This window comes from Runella aurantiaca, from assembly GCF_003339505.1.
Lineage (GTDB): Bacteria > Bacteroidota > Bacteroidia > Cytophagales > Spirosomataceae > Runella > Runella aurantiaca.
Genome location: NZ_QPIW01000001.1, coordinates 123,165 through 141,669 on the forward strand (window position 1 = coordinate 123,165; position 18,505 = coordinate 141,669).

At 44.8% G+C, this 18,505-nt stretch carries 23 protein-coding genes; 16 read left to right on the forward strand and 7 right to left on the reverse strand.

The genetic code is table 11. From position 1 onward, the window contains the following. Positions 1-95: 95 nt before the first annotated feature. Entirely contained in the window at positions 96-704 is a 609-nt protein-coding gene (locus DVG78_RS00545) for a redoxin domain-containing protein (protein ID WP_114459133.1), read from the forward strand. Positions 705-824: 120 nt separating this feature from the next. Beyond that, positions 825-1,721, forward strand: a complete 897-nt coding sequence (locus DVG78_RS00550; protein ID WP_114459134.1) for a DUF1684 domain-containing protein — start codon at positions 825-827, stop codon at positions 1,719-1,721. A gap of 157 nt (positions 1,722-1,878) precedes the next feature. Here the strand turns inward: DVG78_RS00550 and DVG78_RS00555 are convergent, their stop codons facing one another. Next, complete coding sequence (locus DVG78_RS00555; RefSeq protein ID WP_114459135.1) at positions 1,879-3,165, reverse strand: O-acetylhomoserine aminocarboxypropyltransferase/cysteine synthase family protein; 1,287 nt, start codon at positions 3,163-3,165, stop codon at positions 1,879-1,881. Positions 3,166-3,592: 427 nt separating this feature from the next. Here DVG78_RS00555 and rpsF point away from each other — a divergent pair, with 427 nt between their 5' ends. Genes rpsF through rplI form a run of 3 tightly spaced genes read left to right on the forward strand, consistent with a single transcriptional unit; the run spans position 3,593 to position 4,684 of the window. Further along, positions 3,593-3,967 (forward strand): 30S ribosomal protein S6, encoded by a 375-nt coding sequence (gene rpsF / locus DVG78_RS00560; RefSeq protein WP_114069875.1) that lies wholly within the window; start codon positions 3,593-3,595, stop codon positions 3,965-3,967. Then, positions 3,967-4,218: a 30S ribosomal protein S18 gene (rpsR, locus tag DVG78_RS00565; protein WP_013930944.1), complete on the forward strand. Its 252-nt coding sequence runs from the start codon at positions 3,967-3,969 to the stop codon at positions 4,216-4,218. The genes rpsF and rpsR overlap by 1 nt, the downstream gene beginning before the upstream one ends. A 22-nt stretch (positions 4,219-4,240) precedes the next feature. Beyond that, positions 4,241-4,684, forward strand: coding sequence for a 50S ribosomal protein L9 (gene rplI, locus DVG78_RS00570; protein WP_114459136.1), 444 nt, complete (start codon positions 4,241-4,243; stop codon positions 4,682-4,684). A 64-nt stretch (positions 4,685-4,748) separates the two neighbouring features. Here the strand turns inward: rplI and DVG78_RS00575 are convergent, their stop codons facing one another. Continuing rightward, entirely contained in the window at positions 4,749-5,057 is a 309-nt protein-coding gene (locus DVG78_RS00575) for a YtxH domain-containing protein (protein WP_114459137.1), read from the reverse strand. A 215-nt stretch (positions 5,058-5,272) separates the two neighbouring features. Between DVG78_RS00575 and DVG78_RS00580 the strand changes: the two genes are divergently transcribed. The 6 genes from DVG78_RS00580 to DVG78_RS00605 all read left to right on the forward strand — a co-directional run bounded on the left by DVG78_RS00580 (position 5,273) and on the right by DVG78_RS00605 (position 8,248). Next, a complete protein-coding gene (locus DVG78_RS00580) occupies positions 5,273-6,490 on the forward strand; it encodes a cysteine desulfurase (RefSeq protein WP_199563172.1) in 1,218 nt (405 codons plus the stop codon). 11 nt (positions 6,491-6,501) lie between these two features. Continuing rightward, positions 6,502-6,699 (forward strand): hypothetical protein, encoded by a 198-nt coding sequence (locus DVG78_RS00585; RefSeq protein WP_114459138.1) that lies wholly within the window; start codon positions 6,502-6,504, stop codon positions 6,697-6,699. Continuing rightward, positions 6,684-6,977, forward strand: a complete 294-nt coding sequence (locus DVG78_RS00590) for a type II toxin-antitoxin system RelE/ParE family toxin (RefSeq protein WP_114459139.1) — start codon at positions 6,684-6,686, stop codon at positions 6,975-6,977. Before DVG78_RS00585 ends, DVG78_RS00590 begins: the two co-directional genes overlap by 16 nt. Next, positions 6,974-7,402, forward strand: a complete 429-nt coding sequence (locus DVG78_RS00595) for a SufE family protein (RefSeq protein WP_114459140.1) — start codon at positions 6,974-6,976, stop codon at positions 7,400-7,402. Before DVG78_RS00590 ends, DVG78_RS00595 begins: the two co-directional genes overlap by 4 nt. A 42-nt stretch (positions 7,403-7,444) precedes the next feature. Then, positions 7,445-7,756 (forward strand): SUF system Fe-S cluster assembly protein, encoded by a 312-nt coding sequence (locus tag DVG78_RS00600; RefSeq protein WP_114459141.1) that lies wholly within the window; start codon positions 7,445-7,447, stop codon positions 7,754-7,756. 63 nt (positions 7,757-7,819) lie between these two features. After that, positions 7,820-8,248 carry a BrxA/BrxB family bacilliredoxin gene (locus DVG78_RS00605; RefSeq protein ID WP_114459142.1) on the forward strand — a complete coding sequence of 143 codons (429 nt, stop codon included), beginning with the start codon at positions 7,820-7,822 and terminating at the stop codon, positions 8,246-8,248. A 69-nt stretch (positions 8,249-8,317) separates the two neighbouring features. Here the strand turns inward: DVG78_RS00605 and DVG78_RS00610 are convergent, their stop codons facing one another. Then, positions 8,318-9,052 (reverse strand): class I SAM-dependent methyltransferase, encoded by a 735-nt coding sequence (locus DVG78_RS00610; RefSeq protein WP_114459143.1) that lies wholly within the window; start codon positions 9,050-9,052, stop codon positions 8,318-8,320. 153 nt (positions 9,053-9,205) lie between these two features. On the opposite strand from DVG78_RS00610, the gene DVG78_RS00615 reads away from it, so the two are divergent. The 3 genes from DVG78_RS00615 to DVG78_RS00625 all read left to right on the forward strand — a co-directional run bounded on the left by DVG78_RS00615 (position 9,206) and on the right by DVG78_RS00625 (position 12,286). After that, the gene (locus DVG78_RS00615; RefSeq protein ID WP_114459144.1) at positions 9,206-10,309 is read left to right on the forward strand and encodes a vWA domain-containing protein; all 1,104 of its coding nucleotides are present in this window, start codon (positions 9,206-9,208) and stop codon (positions 10,307-10,309) included. Positions 10,310-10,366: 57 nt separating this feature from the next. Continuing rightward, on the forward strand, positions 10,367-11,560 hold the full coding sequence (locus DVG78_RS00620) for a multiheme c-type cytochrome (RefSeq protein WP_114459145.1): 1,194 nt from the start codon (positions 10,367-10,369) through the stop codon (positions 11,558-11,560). 210 nt (positions 11,561-11,770) lie between these two features. Further along, positions 11,771-12,286 (forward strand): GNAT family N-acetyltransferase, encoded by a 516-nt coding sequence (locus DVG78_RS00625; protein ID WP_114459146.1) that lies wholly within the window; start codon positions 11,771-11,773, stop codon positions 12,284-12,286. 24 nt (positions 12,287-12,310) lie between these two features. Here DVG78_RS00625 and DVG78_RS00630 read toward each other — a convergent pair whose 3' ends face one another. The 3 genes from DVG78_RS00630 to DVG78_RS00640 all read right to left on the reverse strand — a co-directional run bounded on the left by DVG78_RS00630 (position 12,311) and on the right by DVG78_RS00640 (position 15,373). Further along, the gene (locus DVG78_RS00630; RefSeq protein WP_114459147.1) at positions 12,311-13,636 is read right to left on the reverse strand and encodes a dihydrolipoamide acetyltransferase family protein; all 1,326 of its coding nucleotides are present in this window, start codon (positions 13,634-13,636) and stop codon (positions 12,311-12,313) included. A 48-nt stretch (positions 13,637-13,684) separates the two neighbouring features. Continuing rightward, positions 13,685-14,929, reverse strand: coding sequence for a competence/damage-inducible protein A (locus tag DVG78_RS00635; protein WP_114459148.1), 1,245 nt, complete (start codon positions 14,927-14,929; stop codon positions 13,685-13,687). Between the two features lie 93 nt (positions 14,930-15,022). Next, complete coding sequence (locus DVG78_RS00640) at positions 15,023-15,373, reverse strand: DoxX-related protein (RefSeq protein WP_114459149.1); 351 nt, start codon at positions 15,371-15,373, stop codon at positions 15,023-15,025. A 281-nt stretch (positions 15,374-15,654) separates the two neighbouring features. On the opposite strand from DVG78_RS00640, the gene DVG78_RS00645 reads away from it, so the two are divergent. After that, complete coding sequence (locus tag DVG78_RS00645) at positions 15,655-16,560, forward strand: SPFH domain-containing protein (protein ID WP_114459150.1); 906 nt, start codon at positions 15,655-15,657, stop codon at positions 16,558-16,560. 47 nt (positions 16,561-16,607) lie between these two features. Next, positions 16,608-17,051 (forward strand): NfeD family protein, encoded by a 444-nt coding sequence (locus tag DVG78_RS00650; protein WP_114459151.1) that lies wholly within the window; start codon positions 16,608-16,610, stop codon positions 17,049-17,051. 92 nt (positions 17,052-17,143) lie between these two features. On the opposite strand, the gene DVG78_RS00655 is transcribed toward DVG78_RS00650, so the two are convergent. Then, positions 17,144-18,475: a Gfo/Idh/MocA family protein gene (locus DVG78_RS00655; protein WP_114069893.1), complete on the reverse strand. Its 1,332-nt coding sequence runs from the start codon at positions 18,473-18,475 to the stop codon at positions 17,144-17,146. Positions 18,476-18,505: the final 30 nt, after the last annotated feature.

Here is an 18,505-nt window from a genome sequence, read left to right on the forward strand (position 1 = left end):
TATTATTTTTTGTCATTTAAATCATTTAATAGATAGAAAAAGTAGACAAATATTGACCTCATTTATATTTTGAGAATCCTTAAAAAATACACAAAATGAAATCAATCATTAAAATTGTGGGAGAAGACTACATTATCTCTTCGTTGCCAAAATTGTATCAAAAAATTCAACCCTTACAAAATCGAGACACCATTCCCGTGGTTCGTATCAATTTGGAGCTAGGCGTTTGGCAGCATCTTCCATCGGCCTTGCAGACCGCAGGTACGATGTATCTTCATCAGTTATTGGAGGATGGGCCGTTGGTGATTAGTACTTACAGTCCCGACTGGAATGGGTACGGAGAGCGCCACTTAAAACTCCTCAACAGTATTTATCCGCGTATCCGTGCGCTTGGTGGAAATTTGCTCGTGCTGACTACGGAATACTGTAAAAACATCGTCTACACGATTCAGGAACATGACCTTGGGTTTAATATAGTGCAAGATTATGAAAACAGAATCAGCGAAGCGTTGGGCGTTTATTCAAAATACGAACCCGTTTGGGATCGCATTGCGGGTATTTCTGAAGATGTGCCTTTGGCGGCCACGTTTGTGATTAACGCCGACCGTCGCATTGTGTACGACTACGTTGACCGTGATTTTGAGTACGTTGTATCCGATAAAGAAATTGAAAAGGCGGTTAAAATTGCACGATTATTTGGGTAAATAAGACTTATCTACTAATACCTAAATTGAGCCACTGTTCATTTTTAATTGACACGCAATTTTTGCATTTTGTACGTCTGAATACTCGTTTATAAGTGCAATTCTTAAACCTAATCAGAAATGAAAGTTTCTTTAGATTCTAAACTTATTTTTTGCCTGTTCTCAATCTTGATTTTGACGGGGTTTCAGCGGATTTCTGACGATAACACCTACGTAAATGACCTTAAGACTTGGCATCAAAAACGCGTTGAAAGCCTCAAAGCCGAGAATGGTTGGCTAAATTTGGCGGGCCTGTTTTGGTTGGAATTGGGAAAGAACAGTTTCGGAGCCGATGCTAAAAACAACGTGGTCTTTCCAGCGGGGAAGAGCGCGCCCTTGCTGGGCTATTTTACCCTCAAAAACGGCGAAGTTTGGGTCGATATTGAACCAAGCGCGAGGGTGTCGGTAAATAAAGAACCCGTCACCTCGCTTAAAATTTTTCCTTCTGACCACAATATCGTACTCGAAAGTGGCTCTTTGCGGTGGTTTGTGATTAAGCGCGGGACTAAATTTGGTATTCGCCTTCGCGATTTAGAAAGTCCAGAATTACAGCATTTTGCTGGTGTAAAAACGTACTCAATTGACCCCAAATGGCGTATAGAAGCCAAACTAGAGCCAGCGATCGCCGATAAAAAAATCGCGATTACGGATGTAACGGGTCAAACATCGCTCCAAACATCTCCCGGTACATTGGTTTTTACGATTGACGGAAAAGAACACCGTTTGGATGCCGTAGAAAGTGAAGAACAATTGTTTATTCTTTTTGCCGATAAAACCAGTGGTAAAGAAACCTACGGAGCAGGGCGTTTTTTGTACGCTGAAAAGCCAAACGAGCGAGGAATCACCGTTCTGGATTTTAATAAATCCATCAACCCGCCTTGCGCATTTACGACTTTTGCCACCTGTCCGTTGCCACCCAAGCAAAATCGCTTATCCATTGCGGTGACGGCGGGCGAGAAAAACTATGGAAATCATTAAAATGTATCTACGAAACTTAGCTTTGGTACACTGTGACGAGAAAGAGGTAATTCGAGTGTGTATGTCCAAATAAAAGTGTGTATGTCCAAATAAAAAGCTCCAAATCAGCGATTTGGAGCTTTTTTATTTAACCCACCTATAATTAAAAAGTTTGTGCTTATAACTTGCTTAATGCTTGCTCAATATCGGCCTTAATATCGTCGATATGTTCAATGCCGACCGAAATACGCAGTTGGTTGGGGTCAACTCCCGCCGTAACTTGCTCTGTTTCAGAAAGTTGAGAGTGTGTGGTAGACGCGGGGTGAATGATGAGCGTTTTGGAATCGCCTACGTTGGCCAAATGACTGATTAATTCCAGACTGTTTACAAACTTTTCAGCCTGTGCTTTATCGCCTTTTAGCTTGAAAGAAAGCACGCCGCCAAAGCCGCGCGTAAGGTACTTTTTCGCTAGTTCATGGTACGGGCTACTTTCTAGTCCTAAGTAATTAACGCTCTCAACGGCAGGGTGTTGTTGTAGCCATTTTGCCAGATTTTGGGCATTTTCGCCGATGCGCTCTACCCTTAGCGTAAGAGTTTCTAAGCCTTGCAGCAACAAGAATGAGTTGAATGGCGATTGCGAAGGGCCCCAGTCGCGCAAGCCTTCCACGCGGGCGCGGATGATGAACTGAATATTGCCAAAAGGACCGCCGATGCCAAAGACATCGTTGAGTACCAATCCGTGGTAACTAGGCGACGGAGCCGTAAATTGAGGGTATTTACCGTTGCCCCAGTTAAAGGTGCCTGCATCGACAATCACCCCTCCCATGGTAGTACCGTGGCCGCCGATCCACTTCGTTGCCGATTCTACCACGATGTGCGCGCCGTGTTTGATGGGTTGCGCAATGGCACCGCCTGCTCCAAAGGTATTGTCAACGATAATGGGTAAGTCGTATTTCTGTGCCAGTTTGGCAAATGCGTCAAAATCAGGGACATTGAAGCCGGGATTTCCGATGGTTTCTAAGTAAAGGAACTTGGTTTTTTCGTCAATCAATTTCTCAAAATCTTCGACTTTATCGCCCGATACAAAACGGGCTTCAACGCCGATGTTTTTGAACGAGTTTTTGAATTGATTGTAAGAACCGCCGTACAGAAAGGAAGTAGTAACAAAATTGTCACCGACGGTTGTGATATTATTGATAGCTAAAAATTGTGCCGAATGCCCTGAAGCCGTCGCCAATGCCGCAACCCCACCTTCGAGCGCCGCTATGCGTTTTTCGAAGACATCGTTTGTGGGGTTCATGATACGGGAGTAAATGTTTCCGAACTCTTTGAGTGCAAATAGATTAGCCCCGTGTTCGGCATTGTTAAAAACGAAAGAAGTCGTTTGGTAAATGGGGACAGCGCGGGCATTGGTGGTCGGGTCGGGGGCTTGTCCTGCGTGCAGTTGGAGCGTTTCAAATTTCATAAGACTGTTTTTTTGTTAGATGTAAATGAATCTGAGTGATTGGAAAAACGGGAAAAGGTTTTTTCACGGAGCACTTCTTAACTAAAGACACGCAACGGCCTTTTTTCTTAGTGTTTCGTAAAAAAAGACCAAAAAATTATATTTTGCCTGTTTTGATGGCTGTATGAACTTCAATCTTGGGTTGCAGGGTTTGAATTCATCATGGATGAAAGAGGATAACCCCATCTACACGAGCAGGAGCATTGCGACATATCAAGTTTCGAAATAGTTGTTTTCTTGTAAATCGACTATTTGCTAACAGACAAGCCGTTAGTACATTGGGTTGCCTAATTTTCTATACTATTTTTTGTAGTATCTTCAAAAAAAGCTACCTTTGCGCCCTCATTTACAATGAGTTCATTAGTATAACCATTTAACAATTCTCAGTATGTTTACAAAACAGTATGAGATGGTGTTCATTTTAACTCCCGTTTTATCTGATCAACAGATGAAGGACACCATTGAGAAGTTCCGCAAAATCCTTACCGACAACGGTGCGGAGCTCGTACACGAAGAAAATTGGGGCCTAAAAAAATTGGCTTACCCAATTCAGAACAAGAACACAGGTTTTTATCACCTCATTGAGTTCAAGTCTGCGCCTTCTTTGATTCAAGTCGTTGAGACTGAATTCCGTCGCGATGAGCGCGTAATGCGCTATTTGACGGTAGCTATGGAAAAACACCACGTAACGTATGCCGAGCGCAAACGCAGTGGATTAGTTGGAAGAAAACAAACCGAAACAGCTAAGGAGGGCGACGCATAATGACACTAGTAAACGAACCAATCGAGCGTAATCAAAATCGCAAAAAGTATTGCCGCTTTAAGAAAGCCGGTATTAAATTCATCGATTACAAGGATCCTAACTTCCTTTTGAAGTTGATCAACGAGCAAGGTAAAATTTTACCTCGCCGCCTGACAGGTACCTCTTTGAAGTACCAACGTAAGGTGTCGCAAGCCATCAAGCGTGCGCGTCACTTGGGATTATTGCCATACGTAGCTGATCAATTAAAGTAAAAACGGAAGGAGAAAACTGACGATGCAAGTTATTTTAAGAACTGATATTGCCGGACTAGGATATAAGAATGATATCTTAGAGGTGAAAGCCGGTTATGGTCGCAACTATCTTATTCCGCAGGGATTTGCGGTGATGGCGACCGAGTCCAACAAAAAGCAATTGGCCGAAAACTTGAAGCAAGCTTCTCACAAGGCCGAAAAAATCAAAAAAGACGCCGAAGATTTGGCAGCAGCCATCGGTGAAATGACCGTTGAAATCGCCGCTAAAGCGGGTGATAGCGGCAAAATCTTTGGTCGTGTAACGAGCATCCAAATTTCGGAAGCACTCAAAGCCAAAGGATTTGACGTTGACCGTAAGAAAATCACGGTTGAAGACGTAAAAACCATCGGTACTTACAAAGCTACGCTTGACCTTCACAAAGAAGTGAAACATGCCGTAACGGTAAATGTAGTAGCTGAAGCGTAATCAACGCTGAATATTAAAAAAAGTGGCGCGCCTTACGGTCGCGCCACTTTTTTTGTGCCCTGCTCTAAGGGGTAGGAGGCGTGGAGGTGGGAGTGGAGCCGCCTTTGCCTCGGATATTGTCGAGCAAATCCTGAAGAATTTTCTCGATTTCAGGTGAATATTTTTTGAGGGTATCGGAGCCCTGGTTTTTGAGCTGCTCGAAATACTCCGGAATCTTTTCAAGGGAGTCTTCGGCCTCCGTTTTTAGGTCACCCGCCTTAGATTTAAGGTCTTCGACCATTTTTTCGCCTTCGTCTGTTTTTAAATATTTGTGTAATGCTACCCCGGCAGCGGCTCCCAGAATAAACGTAGCTAAGTGTTTGGCATTGACCATGGTATTTGCGGTTTTAGTTTAAAAACATAAACAATATAACACGATTAGATGACGCAAAAAATGATTTTTACACCAACGGTTGGCTTTTTATTTAGACTTTATAAAACTCAAGTCTAATTTTGTGTGTTTTATTTCAATACAACAACGTTAATGTCGGCTACTTTACTATTTCGTTGACGATTAACGGGAATTACTCACCACAAATTTTCCACAAAGTGCTTGATATCCAAAAAATTCGGCAGGACTTTCCCATTTTAAACGAAGTAATCAACGGAAAACCGTTGGTCTACTTTGACAATGCCGCTACTACCCAGAAACCATTTTCCGTTTTGAATGCCCTGACTCATTATTATGAGCATTTCAACGCCAACATTCACCGAGGAATCCACCATTTAGCCGAAAAAGCCACGTCGGCCTTTGAGGCGTCGCGTCATAAAATTCAGACTTTTTTGAACGCTCGCCACGTGGAGGAAATCATTTTTACCTATGGCACCACCGATGGTATCAATTTGGTTGCTCAAAGCTACGGACGAACCTTTTTGAAGGCAGGCGATGAAATCGTCATCAGCACCATGGAGCATCATTCCAACATTGTGCCTTGGCAAATGCTGTGCGAAGAAAAGGGCTGTGTGCTTCGCGTGATTCCTATCAATGACGAAGGCGAATTGCTAATGGATGAATACGAAAAGATGCTTTCTGAGAAAACGAAATTCGTTTCGATCGTTCACGTTTCCAATGCCCTCGGAACCATCAACCCCGTCGCTGAAATCATTGAAAAAGCCCACGCAGTGGGGGCTAAAGTGCTGATTGACGGCGCGCAGGCCAGTTCTCACATCGACATTGATGTACAGGCATTGGATTGTGATTTTTACGTATTTTCGTTACACAAACTCTATGGCCCTACGGGCATGGGCGCGTTGTATGGCAAAAAAGACATTCTTAACGCCATGCCACCGTACCGTGGTGGGGGCGAGATGATTAAAGAAGTAACATTTGCCAAAACTACTTACAGCGATTTGCCCTATAAATTTGAAGCCGGTACGCCCAATATCGCCGATGTAGTAGCGGCCTATACGGCCGTTGAATACGTAGAAACGCTTGGTAAAAAGCAGATTGCAGACTACGAGCATGAACTGCTCGTTTATGGTACGGATGCCCTGCAAAGCATTGAAGGGTTACGATTGGTGGGTACGGCTAAAGAGAAAGTGAGCGTTATTTCGTTTGTGATGGAAGGAATTCACCCGCAGGATGTGGGCGTAATTCTGGACCAACAGGGCATTGCTGTTCGGACGGGGCATCATTGCACCCAACCTTTGATGCAGCGACTCGGAATTCCCGGAACTTCCAGAGCCTCCTTTGCGGTTTATAATACCAAAGAAGAAATTGATAAATTAGTCGTAGGTTTGGAGAGAGTTAAAAAGATGTTGAGCTAAATCATAATACAATGTTATCAACAACGATCAGAACAGAAAGCGTCATTGAATCGCTGAGGGATTTGCCCGAAAGAGTGAGTGTCGATGAAATTATTGAACGAATTATCGTGATTGCGAAACTGGATGATGCGTTGGAGCAGGCTGCAGCAGGACAGGTGTACTCGCACGATTTTATCATGAATCAGGCAAAAGAATGGATAAAGCGATAAGCTGGTCTGAGCCTGCAAAGGAGGATTTTCGTGATGTAGTTTATTATTTAATGCGCGATTCTGACGTCTTAGCAGAGAATTGGATTGAGGAATTAGATCATGCGTTGCATCTTTTGAGCAAATTTCCCGAAATGGGAAAGATGAACCCTGAAAAAGAAGTTCGTTTTATCAGAGAGATATTTGTTGGAAAATACCGAATAGTTTATAGTTATTTAAATGATGTAATCACCGTATTAATGATACGACATCAATCGAGACCTTTAGGCAAAATAGAATGACAATCAACGAAAAACAAGACGAGTTAATTGAAGATTTTGAATTGTTCGACGACCAGTTGGACAAAACACAGTATATTATTGACTTGGGTAAAAAACTTTCGCCCATTGCGGAAGAATACAAAACGGATGAAAACTTGATTCGCGGGTGTCAGTCTAAAGTGTGGCTGCACTCCGAAATGCGCGGCGATGTGGTGCATTTTGAAGCCGACAGCGAACCGACGGCGCAAATCAGCAAAGGCCTAGTGAGTCTTTTGATTAAAATATTGTCGGACGAAAAGCCCGAAGTTGTTGCCAATGCTGATTTGTACTTTATTGATAAAATAGGCATGAGTAGCATCATTACGTCGCGGCGGGCTGGTGGCTTGGCTTCGATGATTGCCCGAATGAAAGAGTTTGCGCAACGTGCGTCCGAAAAAGTTAGTTGATGCAATTGCATTCAGCGTTCATTACGATTAACCCCAACAGAAATGACCGAATCAGAATTAAAAGAAGAAGTTGTCAAAGCCATAAAGTCGGTTTATGATCCCGAAATCCCCGTGGATGTGTGGGAATTGGGCCTGATTTATGACCTGAAAATATTCCCCGTAAACAACGTCTACGTCGAAATGACCCTTACGTCGCCGTCTTGTCCGTCGGCGGGGACGATACCTGCCGAAATTGAACAAAAAATTCGGGAAGTGGAAGGCGTCAATGACGTAAGTGTAGAGTTGACTTGGGATCCGCCTTACTCACAGGATATGATGAGTGAAGAAGCCAAACTTGAACTTGGATTTTTGTAAAACCTTCCTAGAGAAGGGTTGTATACTATTAAAAAACTGTAAACTTAAAACTGTAATCTGATTATGTATCCTCCTCACTTAGTAGCTCCGATGAAAGAAGATCTGACGAGCGTAGGATTTCAACAACTTGAGAGCGCCGAAGACGTAGATAACTTCATGGCCAATGCCAAAGGAGTGTCGCTCGTGGTGGTAAACTCGGTCTGCGGATGCGCAGCGGGTGCTTGCCGCCCAGGCGTAAAAGCAGCGTTGGCGTTTAGCGACCTAAAACCCGACAATTTGGTGACGGTATTTGCGGGCGTTGACCAGGATGCCACCGCCAAAATGCGTGAGTATCTGTTGCCTTATCCTCCTTCATCTCCTTCCATTGCTATTTTTAAGGATGATGAATTGGTGCATTTTATTGAGCGTCACCATATCGAAGGTCGCAATGCCAAAATGATTGCGGAACATTTGGTGATGGCATTCGAAGAATTCTGCGGAGAGAAAGCGTAAGCCAATTTTTTGCTTTTACTACCAGAAGCTAACTTCCCGAAAGTTTCATACTTTCGGGAAGTTTTGTTTTTAAAATATCTTTACCCCTTCGCCTTTGTGTTTGCACAAAACCGCATACGCATTCGGTTTTACCTGACGCAAAGGGGAATTGTTGAGCAAAAACGCCTTTGTTTTGTACACCAACCGCTGCTTCCAGTCTTTCATTAGGTAGGAGACGACTTCGTCGCTGAAGAACAAAAACAATTCGTCTATGACCTCAAATCCTTCTGATTTTAGTAAGAATTTAAAGAGTGCGGGTGTGTAAATATTGATGTGTCCGTAGGAAAGAAAATGGTCTATTCTGCGGTCTACAAACATGCTAAAATCAATCGGAACTTCAAAAAACTGATACTCCGATACGCGGGCAATCTCTCTCAGCAACAAACGCGGATGCTCCACGTGCTCAATGACGTGTGAGCAGGTCGCCAACGAGAACGCTTTATCTTCATAGGGAATCGTATAACCGTCAAACAGTTTTACTTCTCGCAACGATTTCAACTGACGCTCATTGATTTTTTCAATGCCGCTACCAGAGATTTCTACCGCGTGCAAGTTTTCCGTAAATCCACGGCTGTCGAGTTCTTTCAATACCGCCCCGTCGCCGGCTCCGACGTCCAGCACCTTTTTAAAGTTAAATTTTTGACATAACTTTATAATGTCATCCGCTTTTTGACGCGCGCCAATCTCACGCCATTGCGCATCAGAATTGACGTATTGTTGGTCGTACACAGTTTGTATCGAGGAGGAAAGCGGGGCGTTTGGCATAGTTCAGAAGGTAACAAATACGATTTATCTTCCCCAAAATTAATTAAAAGCCGTGAAATCCCCGTAGATTATGCAAAAGGGCCTAAACTTCCCGGGGAGTTTGCGTGTTAGAACACCATATAACAGTTCTTATCCTTAACTTGACATTCTCTCATGCTTGGTCATCGTTTTTCGGAATTTAAGCCCACGGAACAAACCGGTAAAAATAAATTTGACGAGTTGTTGAACATCTTTCAGCAACTCCTACTGATGAATTCGGGTGACGTATCCCAAGCCATGGCGTGGATGAGTCAACTGGACCGTCAGTATAACCTTACCAATGACGAATACGGCATTGGCGATTTCTTTGAAGACCTCAAACGCAAAGGTTACATTACAGAGGAAAACGAAGAAGGTAAGGTCATTATGACCCCTAAAACTGAGCGCAGCATTCGTCGGAGTGCGCTGGAAGAGATTTTTGGTAAGCTCAAACGCTCCAAAGCGGGCGGCAACCACCACACGCCTTATACGGGTACGGGCGACGAGCTCAGCAGCGATGTGCGCGATTTTCAGTTTGGCGATACCCTCGACCAAATTGCCATGACCGAATCCATCAAAAACGCCCAAATTAACCACGGCATCGGCGAATTTTTTCTGGTAGAAAATGACCTTGAAGTGGTGGAAAAAGAGCAAAAAACCTTCACCGCTACGGTGTTGATGATTGACGTAAGCCACTCCATGATTCTTTACGGCGAAGACCGCATCACCCCCGCCAAAAAAGTGGCGTTGGCGATGGCGGAGTTGATTAAAACCAAATATCCTAAAGATACGCTCGACATCATCGTGTTTGGCAACGATGCGTGGCAGATTCAGTTGAAAGACCTCCCGTACCTAGAAGTGGGTCCATATCACACCAATACCGTGGCGGGCTTGGAGTTGGCAATGGATTTGTTGCGCCGCCGCAAGACCAAAAACAAGCAGATTTTTATGATTACCGATGGCAAGCCTACTTGTTTGAAAGAAGGCCTTCGGTACTACAAAAATAGCTTTGGCCTCGACCGAAAAATCGTGAGCAAAACCCTCACGCTGGCAGCCCAATGCCGTCGGTTGGACGTGCCGATTACGACTTTTATGATTGCTTCCGACCCATACTTGAAGCAATTTGTGCAGGAATTTACACGGGTCAACAATGGCCGCGCATACTACAGCAATTTGCAGGGGTTGGGCGGTTTTGTACTGGAAGATTTCCAGCGCAATCGTCGGAAAAATATGAAGTAATTAATGTGAGCGTTGGAAAGTTTTCAGAACTTTCCAACGCTTTGTTTTTGATAAAAAATGCAAAAAAAGATTGTTTACCTATCGCTGATTGTTTTTGCAGGTATTGTAGCCTATCAAGTATTCCTAAAAGCAACCGAAAAAGAAATTCATCCCCTGATCAAAAGTTGGGAAAAAGCCGTGCCGCACCAACAAATACCGAAGGGATTGGCGTCGTTGAGTGCCGAGCAGTGCGGGGCGTGTCATGTAAAACACTATGAAGAATGGCAACATTCTACCCACTCGCACGCTTGGACGGACTTGCAGTTTCAGGCCGAACTGAAAAAAGAATCGAGTCCGTATTTGTGCATCAACTGCCATATTCCGCTCCAAAACCAACAGGAATTTATTGTGATGGGACTGGTTGACGGCGATATTTATCAGCCTGTCAAAGAGAAAAACCCTCATTTTGATAAAAAACTTCAGCAGGAAGGAATCAATTGTGCGAGCTGCCACGTACGCGACAACGTTGTGATTGGCTCCACTGGTACCACGAAAGCCCCTCATGCCACCCGAAAAGACCCCGTTTTTCTTTCCGAAAAGCTGTGTATTTCGTGTCATAATGCCAATGCGGTCGTTACATCTACGTTGGTGTGTTCGTTTGAAACGGGCGATGAATGGAAGGCGGGGCCGTATTATGGGCAGAAAAACTGCATTAGTTGCCACATGGAACCCACAAAGCGGGAGGTCGTGGCGGGCTTTGGCGAGCGGTTGAGCCATTTGCATTATTTTGCGGGTTCGGGCATTCCTAAAGTAAAAGGAGCGAAAACCAAAGCGCTGAACGGCTTGGCTTTTTATCCCTCTAAGGTGGAAAAATCTTATGCTGTTAACCAAGAAATTGTTTATCATCTCAAACTGAAAAACGAATTTGCGGGTCACCGAGTCCCTTCGGGAGACCCCGAACGGTTTTTCGGTATTTCAATGGAGTTATTGGATGAAAACGGAAAAGCCATCGCCCAAAAAACAGATAGGATAGGGGAGAAGTGGGAGTGGTATCCAGCGGCTAAAAAGTTGGAAGACAATAATTTGAACCCCAAAGAAGAGCGCACTTTTGCCTTTGCTTACAAACCTACGAAAAAACAAAAACTTACACTTGCGGTCAAAGTGACCAAAAATCGCCTAGACCAAAAGTCGGCCGACTATAATAAGTTGGATGAGCGTTATCCGTTATTCATTACCGTGTTTGACGAAAAATACGCGATTGAGGTGAAGTGAAGGTAATATATTGCGGGTGAAAAACACCCGCAATGGTACAAGGTGAAGTGATGGAAAGTGAGTGAAAAATATCCTCAACGGTGCAAAAACTCTGGTTCAAACTTGAAGGTTGTTTTAAGCCCTCCTTTTTGAGGTGTTAATTTAATGTGTTAGTTTTGTTGTTATACTAACTAATTAGTGGGCAGTTGTACGCCCAGAACCCACCTTCTTATGATTATCAGAAAATCTACCTTGGAAGACTTACCTTCCATTCTGCAATTGTACAAAGATGTAGCCCGTATTTCGGGCGGAATTGCACGAAAAGAACACGAAATTTCAGAAGCCTATATTCTAAACTTTTTGACCAAAAGTCTCGCCAATGGCTGCTCAATGGTAGCCGAAGATAATGGAAAAGTTGTGGCCGAAGTGCATACGTATTCTTTGGGAATAGAATGTTTTACGCATTTATTTGGCGACACTACCATTTGTGTACATCCTGATAATCAGGGAAAAGGCCTGGGGAAAAGAGTGTTTTCGGCCTTGCTAGACTATGTCAGGCAGGAGCGTAAAGATATTTTGCGGGTAGAGCTACACGCCCGCGAAAGTAATGCTGCCGCCATCGAATTATATAAAAAACTGGGTTTCAGCGTCGAAGGACGCGCGGTAGGGCGCGTCCTTGACCCTGATGGCCGCATCGTTGCCGATGTACCGATGGGATGGTTGAATCCTAATTTTGTACAGTTGTAAATCAATAAAAACGCTTCTTTTTTCTTAAAAAGGCGAGCGTTTCAGGTCAAATTTTTCTAAATAATCAGAAACACGTTTCACAAACATTCCGCCTAGCGCACCATCTACCACGCGGTGGTCATACGAATGCGAAATGTACATCATGCTCCGTACCCCAATTACATCGCCTTGGGGGGTTTCAATCACCACGGGGCGTTTTTGAATAGCACCAAAGGCCATAATAGCTACCTGCGGCTGGAGAATAATGGGAGTCCCCATGATGTTTCCGAAACTGCCGATATTTGAAACCGTGTAGGTGCCGCCCGCGAGGTCGTCGGGAGTAAGTTTATTTTGACGGGCACGATTGGCCAGTTCGTTCACTTTTTTTGCTAATCCAATCAGGCTGTACTGGTCAGCGTTATGGATGACGGGCACGATGAGATTTCCGCTAGGCAATGCCACCGCCATACCGACGTTTATATCCCGTTTTTTGATAATGTTTTCTCCCTCTACGGAAATATTAATCAACGGAAAATCTTTGATTGCCTTCACCACGGCTTCTATCAAAATCGGCGTAAAGGTGATGCCTTCGCCCGTTTGTTTCTTAAATTCATCCTTGATTTGATTCCGCCAAAGAACTACATTGGTCATGTCGGTTTCCACAAACGAGGAGACGTGGGCCGAAATTCGCTGTGACTCCAGCATTCGCTCCGCAATGACACGCCGCATTCGGTCCATCGGAATAACCTCAATGCCAGTTTTGCGAATCGAAGCAGGCGATTGCGGACTGCTGGCATGGGATGCTTCTTGGGCAACACTTGTGGCTTGGGCAGACGCAAGGCCTGCCCCTACGGGATGGCGTTTCTTTTCTTCCAAATACCCCAAAATATCTTTTTTGGTCACGCGGCTATCGGTGCCCGTTCCCGCAATTTGGTCAAGTTCTTGACGAGAAATGCCTTCGGTTTGGGCAATGTTGAGCACCAATGGAGAGTAAAAACGCCCGCTTGAAGGAACCTCCGCCGTGGCTTGAATAGGGGAAGTGACCAACGATTGGAATTGGGTTTCCAATGCAAGGGCTTCTTCTGGAACCTCCGCGATGGGCGTAGGAGAACCGTTTTGGGGCGTCGTGACTTCTGTTTCGATGCGCATTACGATGTTTCCGATGGCCACGACGTCGCCATCTTTCACCAATATTTCTTTGATAATGCCGCTGTAAGGGCTGGGCACTTCGGTGTCTACTTTGTCGGTAGCTACTTCCATCACCGAATCATCAGATTCGACAGCATCACCTACTTTTTTCAGGATGCTAATGATGGTACACTCCATGACGCTTTCTCCCATTCGGGGCATCACCATTTCTACAATTGCCATTTGTTTTCGTATTAATTCCTATTCCAAACGCTCAAAAAATCAATGATTTTAAAGACCTAACAGCTGTTTGCGCAACAGGTTCAGTAAATAAACGCTGGTATATTGGATGTTTTGTTCGCGAAATTTTCCAAGTTGTAATTTTTGGGTTACGGTGCCGTCGGGGCCTGCGCTGGCAATCCAGATGGTACCCACGGGTTTTTCGTCCGTGCCGCCGTCGGGGCCTGCAATTCCACTGGCCGCTATGCCATAAGTACTGTTGAGTCGTTGGCGGACCCCTTCGGCCATTTCAACGACGGTTTGTTCGCTTACCGCCCCAAACTCGGCCAACGTGCTAGGCTTAACGCCCAATTCGGCTATTTTGATTTCGTTGCTGTAACTGATTATGCCTCCTACAAAATACGCTGATGAGCCTGATACTTTCGTTATCAAATGCGATGTATAGCCGCCCGTGCAGCTTTCGGCGGTAGACAGGGTTTGGCCGCGCTCTTTTAAGATTCTTCCCACCACGGTTTCAATTTCGTCGTTATCGTACCCAAAAACGTTGACATCAATCAGGGGCAATACTTTTTCGACTTCGGCTTGGGTTTCTTTTTTGAGCTGTTCCAAGTCGGTACCCGTGGCGGTGAGGCGAAGACGGACTTGCCCAAAATTGGGTAAATAAGCCAATTTGATGTGAGGCGGCAGGTTATCTTCCCAATCGGCGATGCGCTCTGCCAAAAAAGATTCTCCAATGCCGATGGTGCGGAGCATTTTATGGTAGATAATCGGCGTTTCAAAAAAGGCCTGCAATTTGGGCAAGAGCGTGTGCGTCATGAGGTTTTTCATTTCAAACGGCACGCCGGGCATGGAGATAAACACCTTCCCGTTGCGCTCAAACCACATGCCTGGGGCGGTTCCCCAACGATTGGCAATGTAAGTGCAATTGTTGGGTACTGCTGCCTGCAAACGATTAAGTTCGGTCATTGGACGTCCCCTTTTCTCAAAAAAAGCGGTAATGAATGCCAATGCTTCTTCGTTGATAGAGAGTTCGGTATCGAAATAAGTACAGAGTGTTTTTTTTGTAATGTCATCTTTGGTAGGTCCGAGCCCACCCGTAATTAGAATTACATCCGCCCGGCTTTCGGCTTCGGCAAGAATTTCTAAGATAGCCTTTTCATCGTCTCCAACCGACGATTTTCGGATGGTTCGAATCCCGATGTTGGTCAATTCTGTGCTAATCCACTGGGTATTAGTATCGGTAATCTGTCCAAACAATATTTCGTCGCCAATCGTAATTACTTCTGCTTTGACCATGTATTCAATTTTTTGTCAAAGTTAGCCAAAATTCTGTTTTGGTAGGAACGTTGGCCTTCCTATACCACAGATTGTTCAAATCTTTTTGGCCGTTTAATCTTTCTCCGTATTGGCCAAGATTAAGGCACCTCCCGCAATGCCGAGGTCTTTAAGAAGGGTTCCCATTGCCTTTTCATTTCCTCCCAAAAAACTGGGTAAGTGCACAAAAACTACAAATGAAATGAGCATAATGGCGAGCAGAATCGCGGCGGTTCTCGCCCATTTTTGCAGGATGATTGCCAAAGCAGCGGCCAGTAAAGCAACGCCTGTGATGTAAACCCAAACGATACCTCCGGGTAAGTAAGCAGGCACCATTGCGGATACATTGCCAGCATTCATAAGATGGAACACGCCAAAAATCGCCATTGGGATTGCCAGCAACAGACGGCCGAGCGTTGAAAGCATAATATGTAGGAGGTTTAGGATGAATAAAGAATAAAGCAGGCAAAAATAAGTGTAATTACATCCAATTACTTAAATATAAAAATAAAAATTATGAATATATTAAGAAAAAAGGAGTAAAATTAACTTTTTAGGATTGATAAAGGACGCTTATTCAGGTGGTTTTACCGCTTAATAAACATTTACACCGTTCTTGGAATGTTTTATTATCTTCATCCTTAAAGCTTTGTAATACGTCGCTTAATCTGGTATTTTCGTTCAAAATTTAAACCTTAACTATCCTCATGATTACATTTATTATTATTGTCGTTTTGGCCCTACTTGTTGTGTTAATGACGGTCAAAGTTGTACCTCAACAAACGGCCTATGTTGTTGAACGTCTCGGTAAATTTCATGCCGTGTTGCAGCCAGGCATCAACTTCATTATTCCTTTTTTTGACCGGACGGCCTATAAGCATAGTTTGAAAGAGAAAGCTATTGACATTCCTGAGCAGATTTGTATCACTCGCGACAACGTTCAGGTACGGGTAGACGGGGTGCTTTTTTTGCAGGTGATTGACCCGCAACGTGCCTCATACGGAATCGGAGATTATATTTTTGGGGTCACACAATTGGCCCAAACCACGATGCGCTCGGAAATGGGTAAGATTGATTTAGATAAAACATTTGAAGAACGGACAACGGTCAATCAGGCCGTGGTTCATGCCATTGACGAAGCGGCGATTGGTTGGGGGGTAAAAATGTTGCGGTATGAAATTAAAAACATCACCCCTCCGCAAAGTGTATTACATGCCATGGAAAAGCAAATGCAGGCCGAACGTGAACGCCGCGCATTGATTTTGCAGTCAGACGGTGAAAAAATGGCCGCCGTCAACGTAGCCGAAGGCCAAAAGCAAAAGGTGGTATTGGAGTCAGAAGCATTGAAAACGCGTCAGATTAACGAGGCTGAAGGACAGGCCGCCGCTATTATGTCGGTAGCAGACGCCACCGCCGAAAGTATCCGGGTTGTGGCCGCCGCCATTCAGGAAAAAGGCGGAATGGATGCCGTACAACTTAAAGTAGCGGAGCAAATGGTACAACAGTTCGGCAACTTGGCTAAATCGACCAATACAATGATTTTGCCAGCCAATTTTGGGGACATGGCCTCGATGATTGCGGCGGCCATGAGTGTAGTAAAACAACAGAAGTAATCAATTGGGCTTGAATGACCCGCAGCGTATAAATTTCTATAAATCAGATGGATTCGACACAGATTTGGGTAATAGTTGGAGTTGCTATGCTGATAGCAGAGCTACTTTCGGTAACGTTTGTTTTCTTGTTTTTGAGTGTTGGGGCATTTGTGACCGCCATTTTATCATGGACAGGTCTTACGCCAACAGTCAATTCCCAGCTTTTCTGTTTTTCGGTGGTTTCGGTGCTTTCCTTGTTGGCTTTGCGAAAACCGCTGCTCCAGTTTTCGCGCCGCAAAAACAAGTCGCTCGAATACTCTGAATACGTGGGCGATAAAGCTACGGTGGTGCAAACGATTCCCTCAGATGGAGAGGGGCGGGTTTTTTACCGTGGAACAGAATGGATTGCTTTGACCCAAAAAGGGCATCCTATCGCGATGGGTTCGTCGGTTGTCATTAAACAACTTGACGGCATCAAATTGATTGTTTCGGAGCCAGAAACCGCAGAATAATGCACTTTATGGCTTTAAAATAAGAGGCGACACCAAACGGTGCCGCCTCTTTATGTGATTTATTTGCGTACAGATTACGCTGTTGTACTTCTTTAGTACTTAAACGGCTTTCCGCCGGCCAATACTTCCTGCGTTTTTTCATCAAATGTCACGCGCTGACCAGTACGGTAGGCGGCGTTGGCCATGATTGTAGCAATGGAGTGCTGATACCCTGCCTCAATTGGAGCATTTGGTTGCTTGCGACTGCGCACACATTCCATCCAGTTTTTGATGTGATTGAACGTCAAAGGGTCACCGCCAGTGTTGGCGTCGGTTGCTACTTTTATTCCTTCGAGTTTTGTAGAAGCTACTAAGTTGGCTTTCAGTCCCATCGCGGCGGCTTCGCGCTCGCGCAAACCACCCGTTGAGCTGATTTCGTTGGTATCCAAGTTAATCATACCGCCGTTTGAGTAGTACAATTCTTTGGTTTCGCCGGCAGAGTTGGAGAAACGGCTGGTAAATTGTACTTGGAAGCCCGAAGTAGGATCGTTGGCTGGGCCATAATCAAACACCACCGTGAGGGTATCAGGGTTGGTACGACCATCTTTCCATTGATAAATCCCGCCGTTGGCTACGGCAGAACGTGGATGTGACAATCCGCTGAACCAGTGTACTGTATCAATTTGGTGACTCATCCATTGGCCTGGGATACCCGATGAATACGGCCAAAACAGGCGGTACTCAAGGTATTTGCGGGGGTCAAAGGCCACTTTGGGACGATTCAATTGGTAGCGAACCCAGTCTACATCCGATTCTTTCAAATCTTTGGTTAATTCTGGTCTGCGCCAGCGGCCGGGTTGATTGACGTTCCACATCAATTCCACCATGACGATAGGGCCGAATTTGCCCGATTTGATAAATTCATCGGCGGCCCAGTAGTTTTCACCGCTGCGGCGTTGCGAACCGATTTGCACGATTTTCCCCGAAGCTTTTACGGCCTTCAATACGGCGCGGTTGTCTTCCATGGTTTCGGACAATGGTTTTTCGGCGTATACATCACAGCCTGCCTGCACGGCCTCAATGGTATGAAGGGCGTGCTGAAAGTCGGCGGTGCTCATAAAAACAGCATCCACCATTTTGGCATCGTACATTTCTTCGTTATTACGGAAAACCTTTACGTTACCTCCCAATTGCTTGTCCAAATAGGCTTTCCCTTCGTCACGACGGCGATTCCAAATATCGGAAAGCGACGTGATTTCAAAGTTCATTCCTTTAGACAATTCTTTGAAAGGACCTACGTGTGACGCACGGTGGCGATCAGAAAAACCCACGACACCTACGCGTACGCGGTCATTGGCGCCGATGATTTTAGAATAGCTCGTGGTCGACATTGCGGTCGCTGCACTTGCTAAAATAGATTTTTGTATAAATTCTCTGCGTTGCATTGTAAAAACAGGTTTTTAGTATAAAGGCAC

Coding starts and splice junctions, on each gene's coding strand:
- rplI (WP_114459136.1), top strand. CDS start 4,241: ATGCAAGTTATTTTAAGAACTGATATTGCCGGACTAGGATATAAGAAT.
- DVG78_RS00630 (WP_114459147.1), bottom strand. CDS start 13,636: ATGGCAATTGTAGAAATGGTGATGCCCCGAATGGGAGAAAGCGTCATG.
- DVG78_RS00655 (WP_114069893.1), bottom strand. CDS start 18,475: ATGCAACGCAGAGAATTTATACAAAAATCTATTTTAGCAAGTGCAGCG.
- DVG78_RS00550 (WP_114459134.1), top strand. CDS start 825: ATGAAAGTTTCTTTAGATTCTAAACTTATTTTTTGCCTGTTCTCAATC.
- DVG78_RS00640 (WP_114459149.1), bottom strand. CDS start 15,373: ATGCTTTCAACGCTCGGCCGTCTGTTGCTGGCAATCCCAATGGCGATT.
- DVG78_RS00605 (WP_114459142.1), top strand. CDS start 7,820: ATGTATCCTCCTCACTTAGTAGCTCCGATGAAAGAAGATCTGACGAGC.
- DVG78_RS00645 (WP_114459150.1), top strand. CDS start 15,655: ATGATTACATTTATTATTATTGTCGTTTTGGCCCTACTTGTTGTGTTA.
- DVG78_RS00555 (WP_114459135.1), bottom strand. CDS start 3,165: ATGAAATTTGAAACGCTCCAACTGCACGCAGGACAAGCCCCCGACCCG.
- DVG78_RS00625 (WP_114459146.1), top strand. CDS start 11,771: ATGATTATCAGAAAATCTACCTTGGAAGACTTACCTTCCATTCTGCAA.
- DVG78_RS00650 (WP_114459151.1), top strand. CDS start 16,608: ATGGATTCGACACAGATTTGGGTAATAGTTGGAGTTGCTATGCTGATA.
- rpsR (WP_013930944.1), top strand. CDS start 3,967: ATGACACTAGTAAACGAACCAATCGAGCGTAATCAAAATCGCAAAAAG.
- DVG78_RS00635 (WP_114459148.1), bottom strand. CDS start 14,929: ATGGTCAAAGCAGAAGTAATTACGATTGGCGACGAAATATTGTTTGGA.
- rpsF (WP_114069875.1), top strand. CDS start 3,593: ATGTTTACAAAACAGTATGAGATGGTGTTCATTTTAACTCCCGTTTTA.
- DVG78_RS00585 (WP_114459138.1), top strand. CDS start 6,502: ATGTTATCAACAACGATCAGAACAGAAAGCGTCATTGAATCGCTGAGG.
- DVG78_RS00595 (WP_114459140.1), top strand. CDS start 6,974: ATGACAATCAACGAAAAACAAGACGAGTTAATTGAAGATTTTGAATTG.
- DVG78_RS00600 (WP_114459141.1), top strand. CDS start 7,445: ATGACCGAATCAGAATTAAAAGAAGAAGTTGTCAAAGCCATAAAGTCG.
- DVG78_RS00590 (WP_114459139.1), top strand. CDS start 6,684: ATGGATAAAGCGATAAGCTGGTCTGAGCCTGCAAAGGAGGATTTTCGT.
- DVG78_RS00575 (WP_114459137.1), bottom strand. CDS start 5,057: ATGGTCAATGCCAAACACTTAGCTACGTTTATTCTGGGAGCCGCTGCC.
- DVG78_RS00610 (WP_114459143.1), bottom strand. CDS start 9,052: ATGCCAAACGCCCCGCTTTCCTCCTCGATACAAACTGTGTACGACCAA.
- DVG78_RS00545 (WP_114459133.1), top strand. CDS start 96: ATGAAATCAATCATTAAAATTGTGGGAGAAGACTACATTATCTCTTCG.
- DVG78_RS00615 (WP_114459144.1), top strand. CDS start 9,206: ATGCTTGGTCATCGTTTTTCGGAATTTAAGCCCACGGAACAAACCGGT.
- DVG78_RS00620 (WP_114459145.1), top strand. CDS start 10,367: ATGCAAAAAAAGATTGTTTACCTATCGCTGATTGTTTTTGCAGGTATT.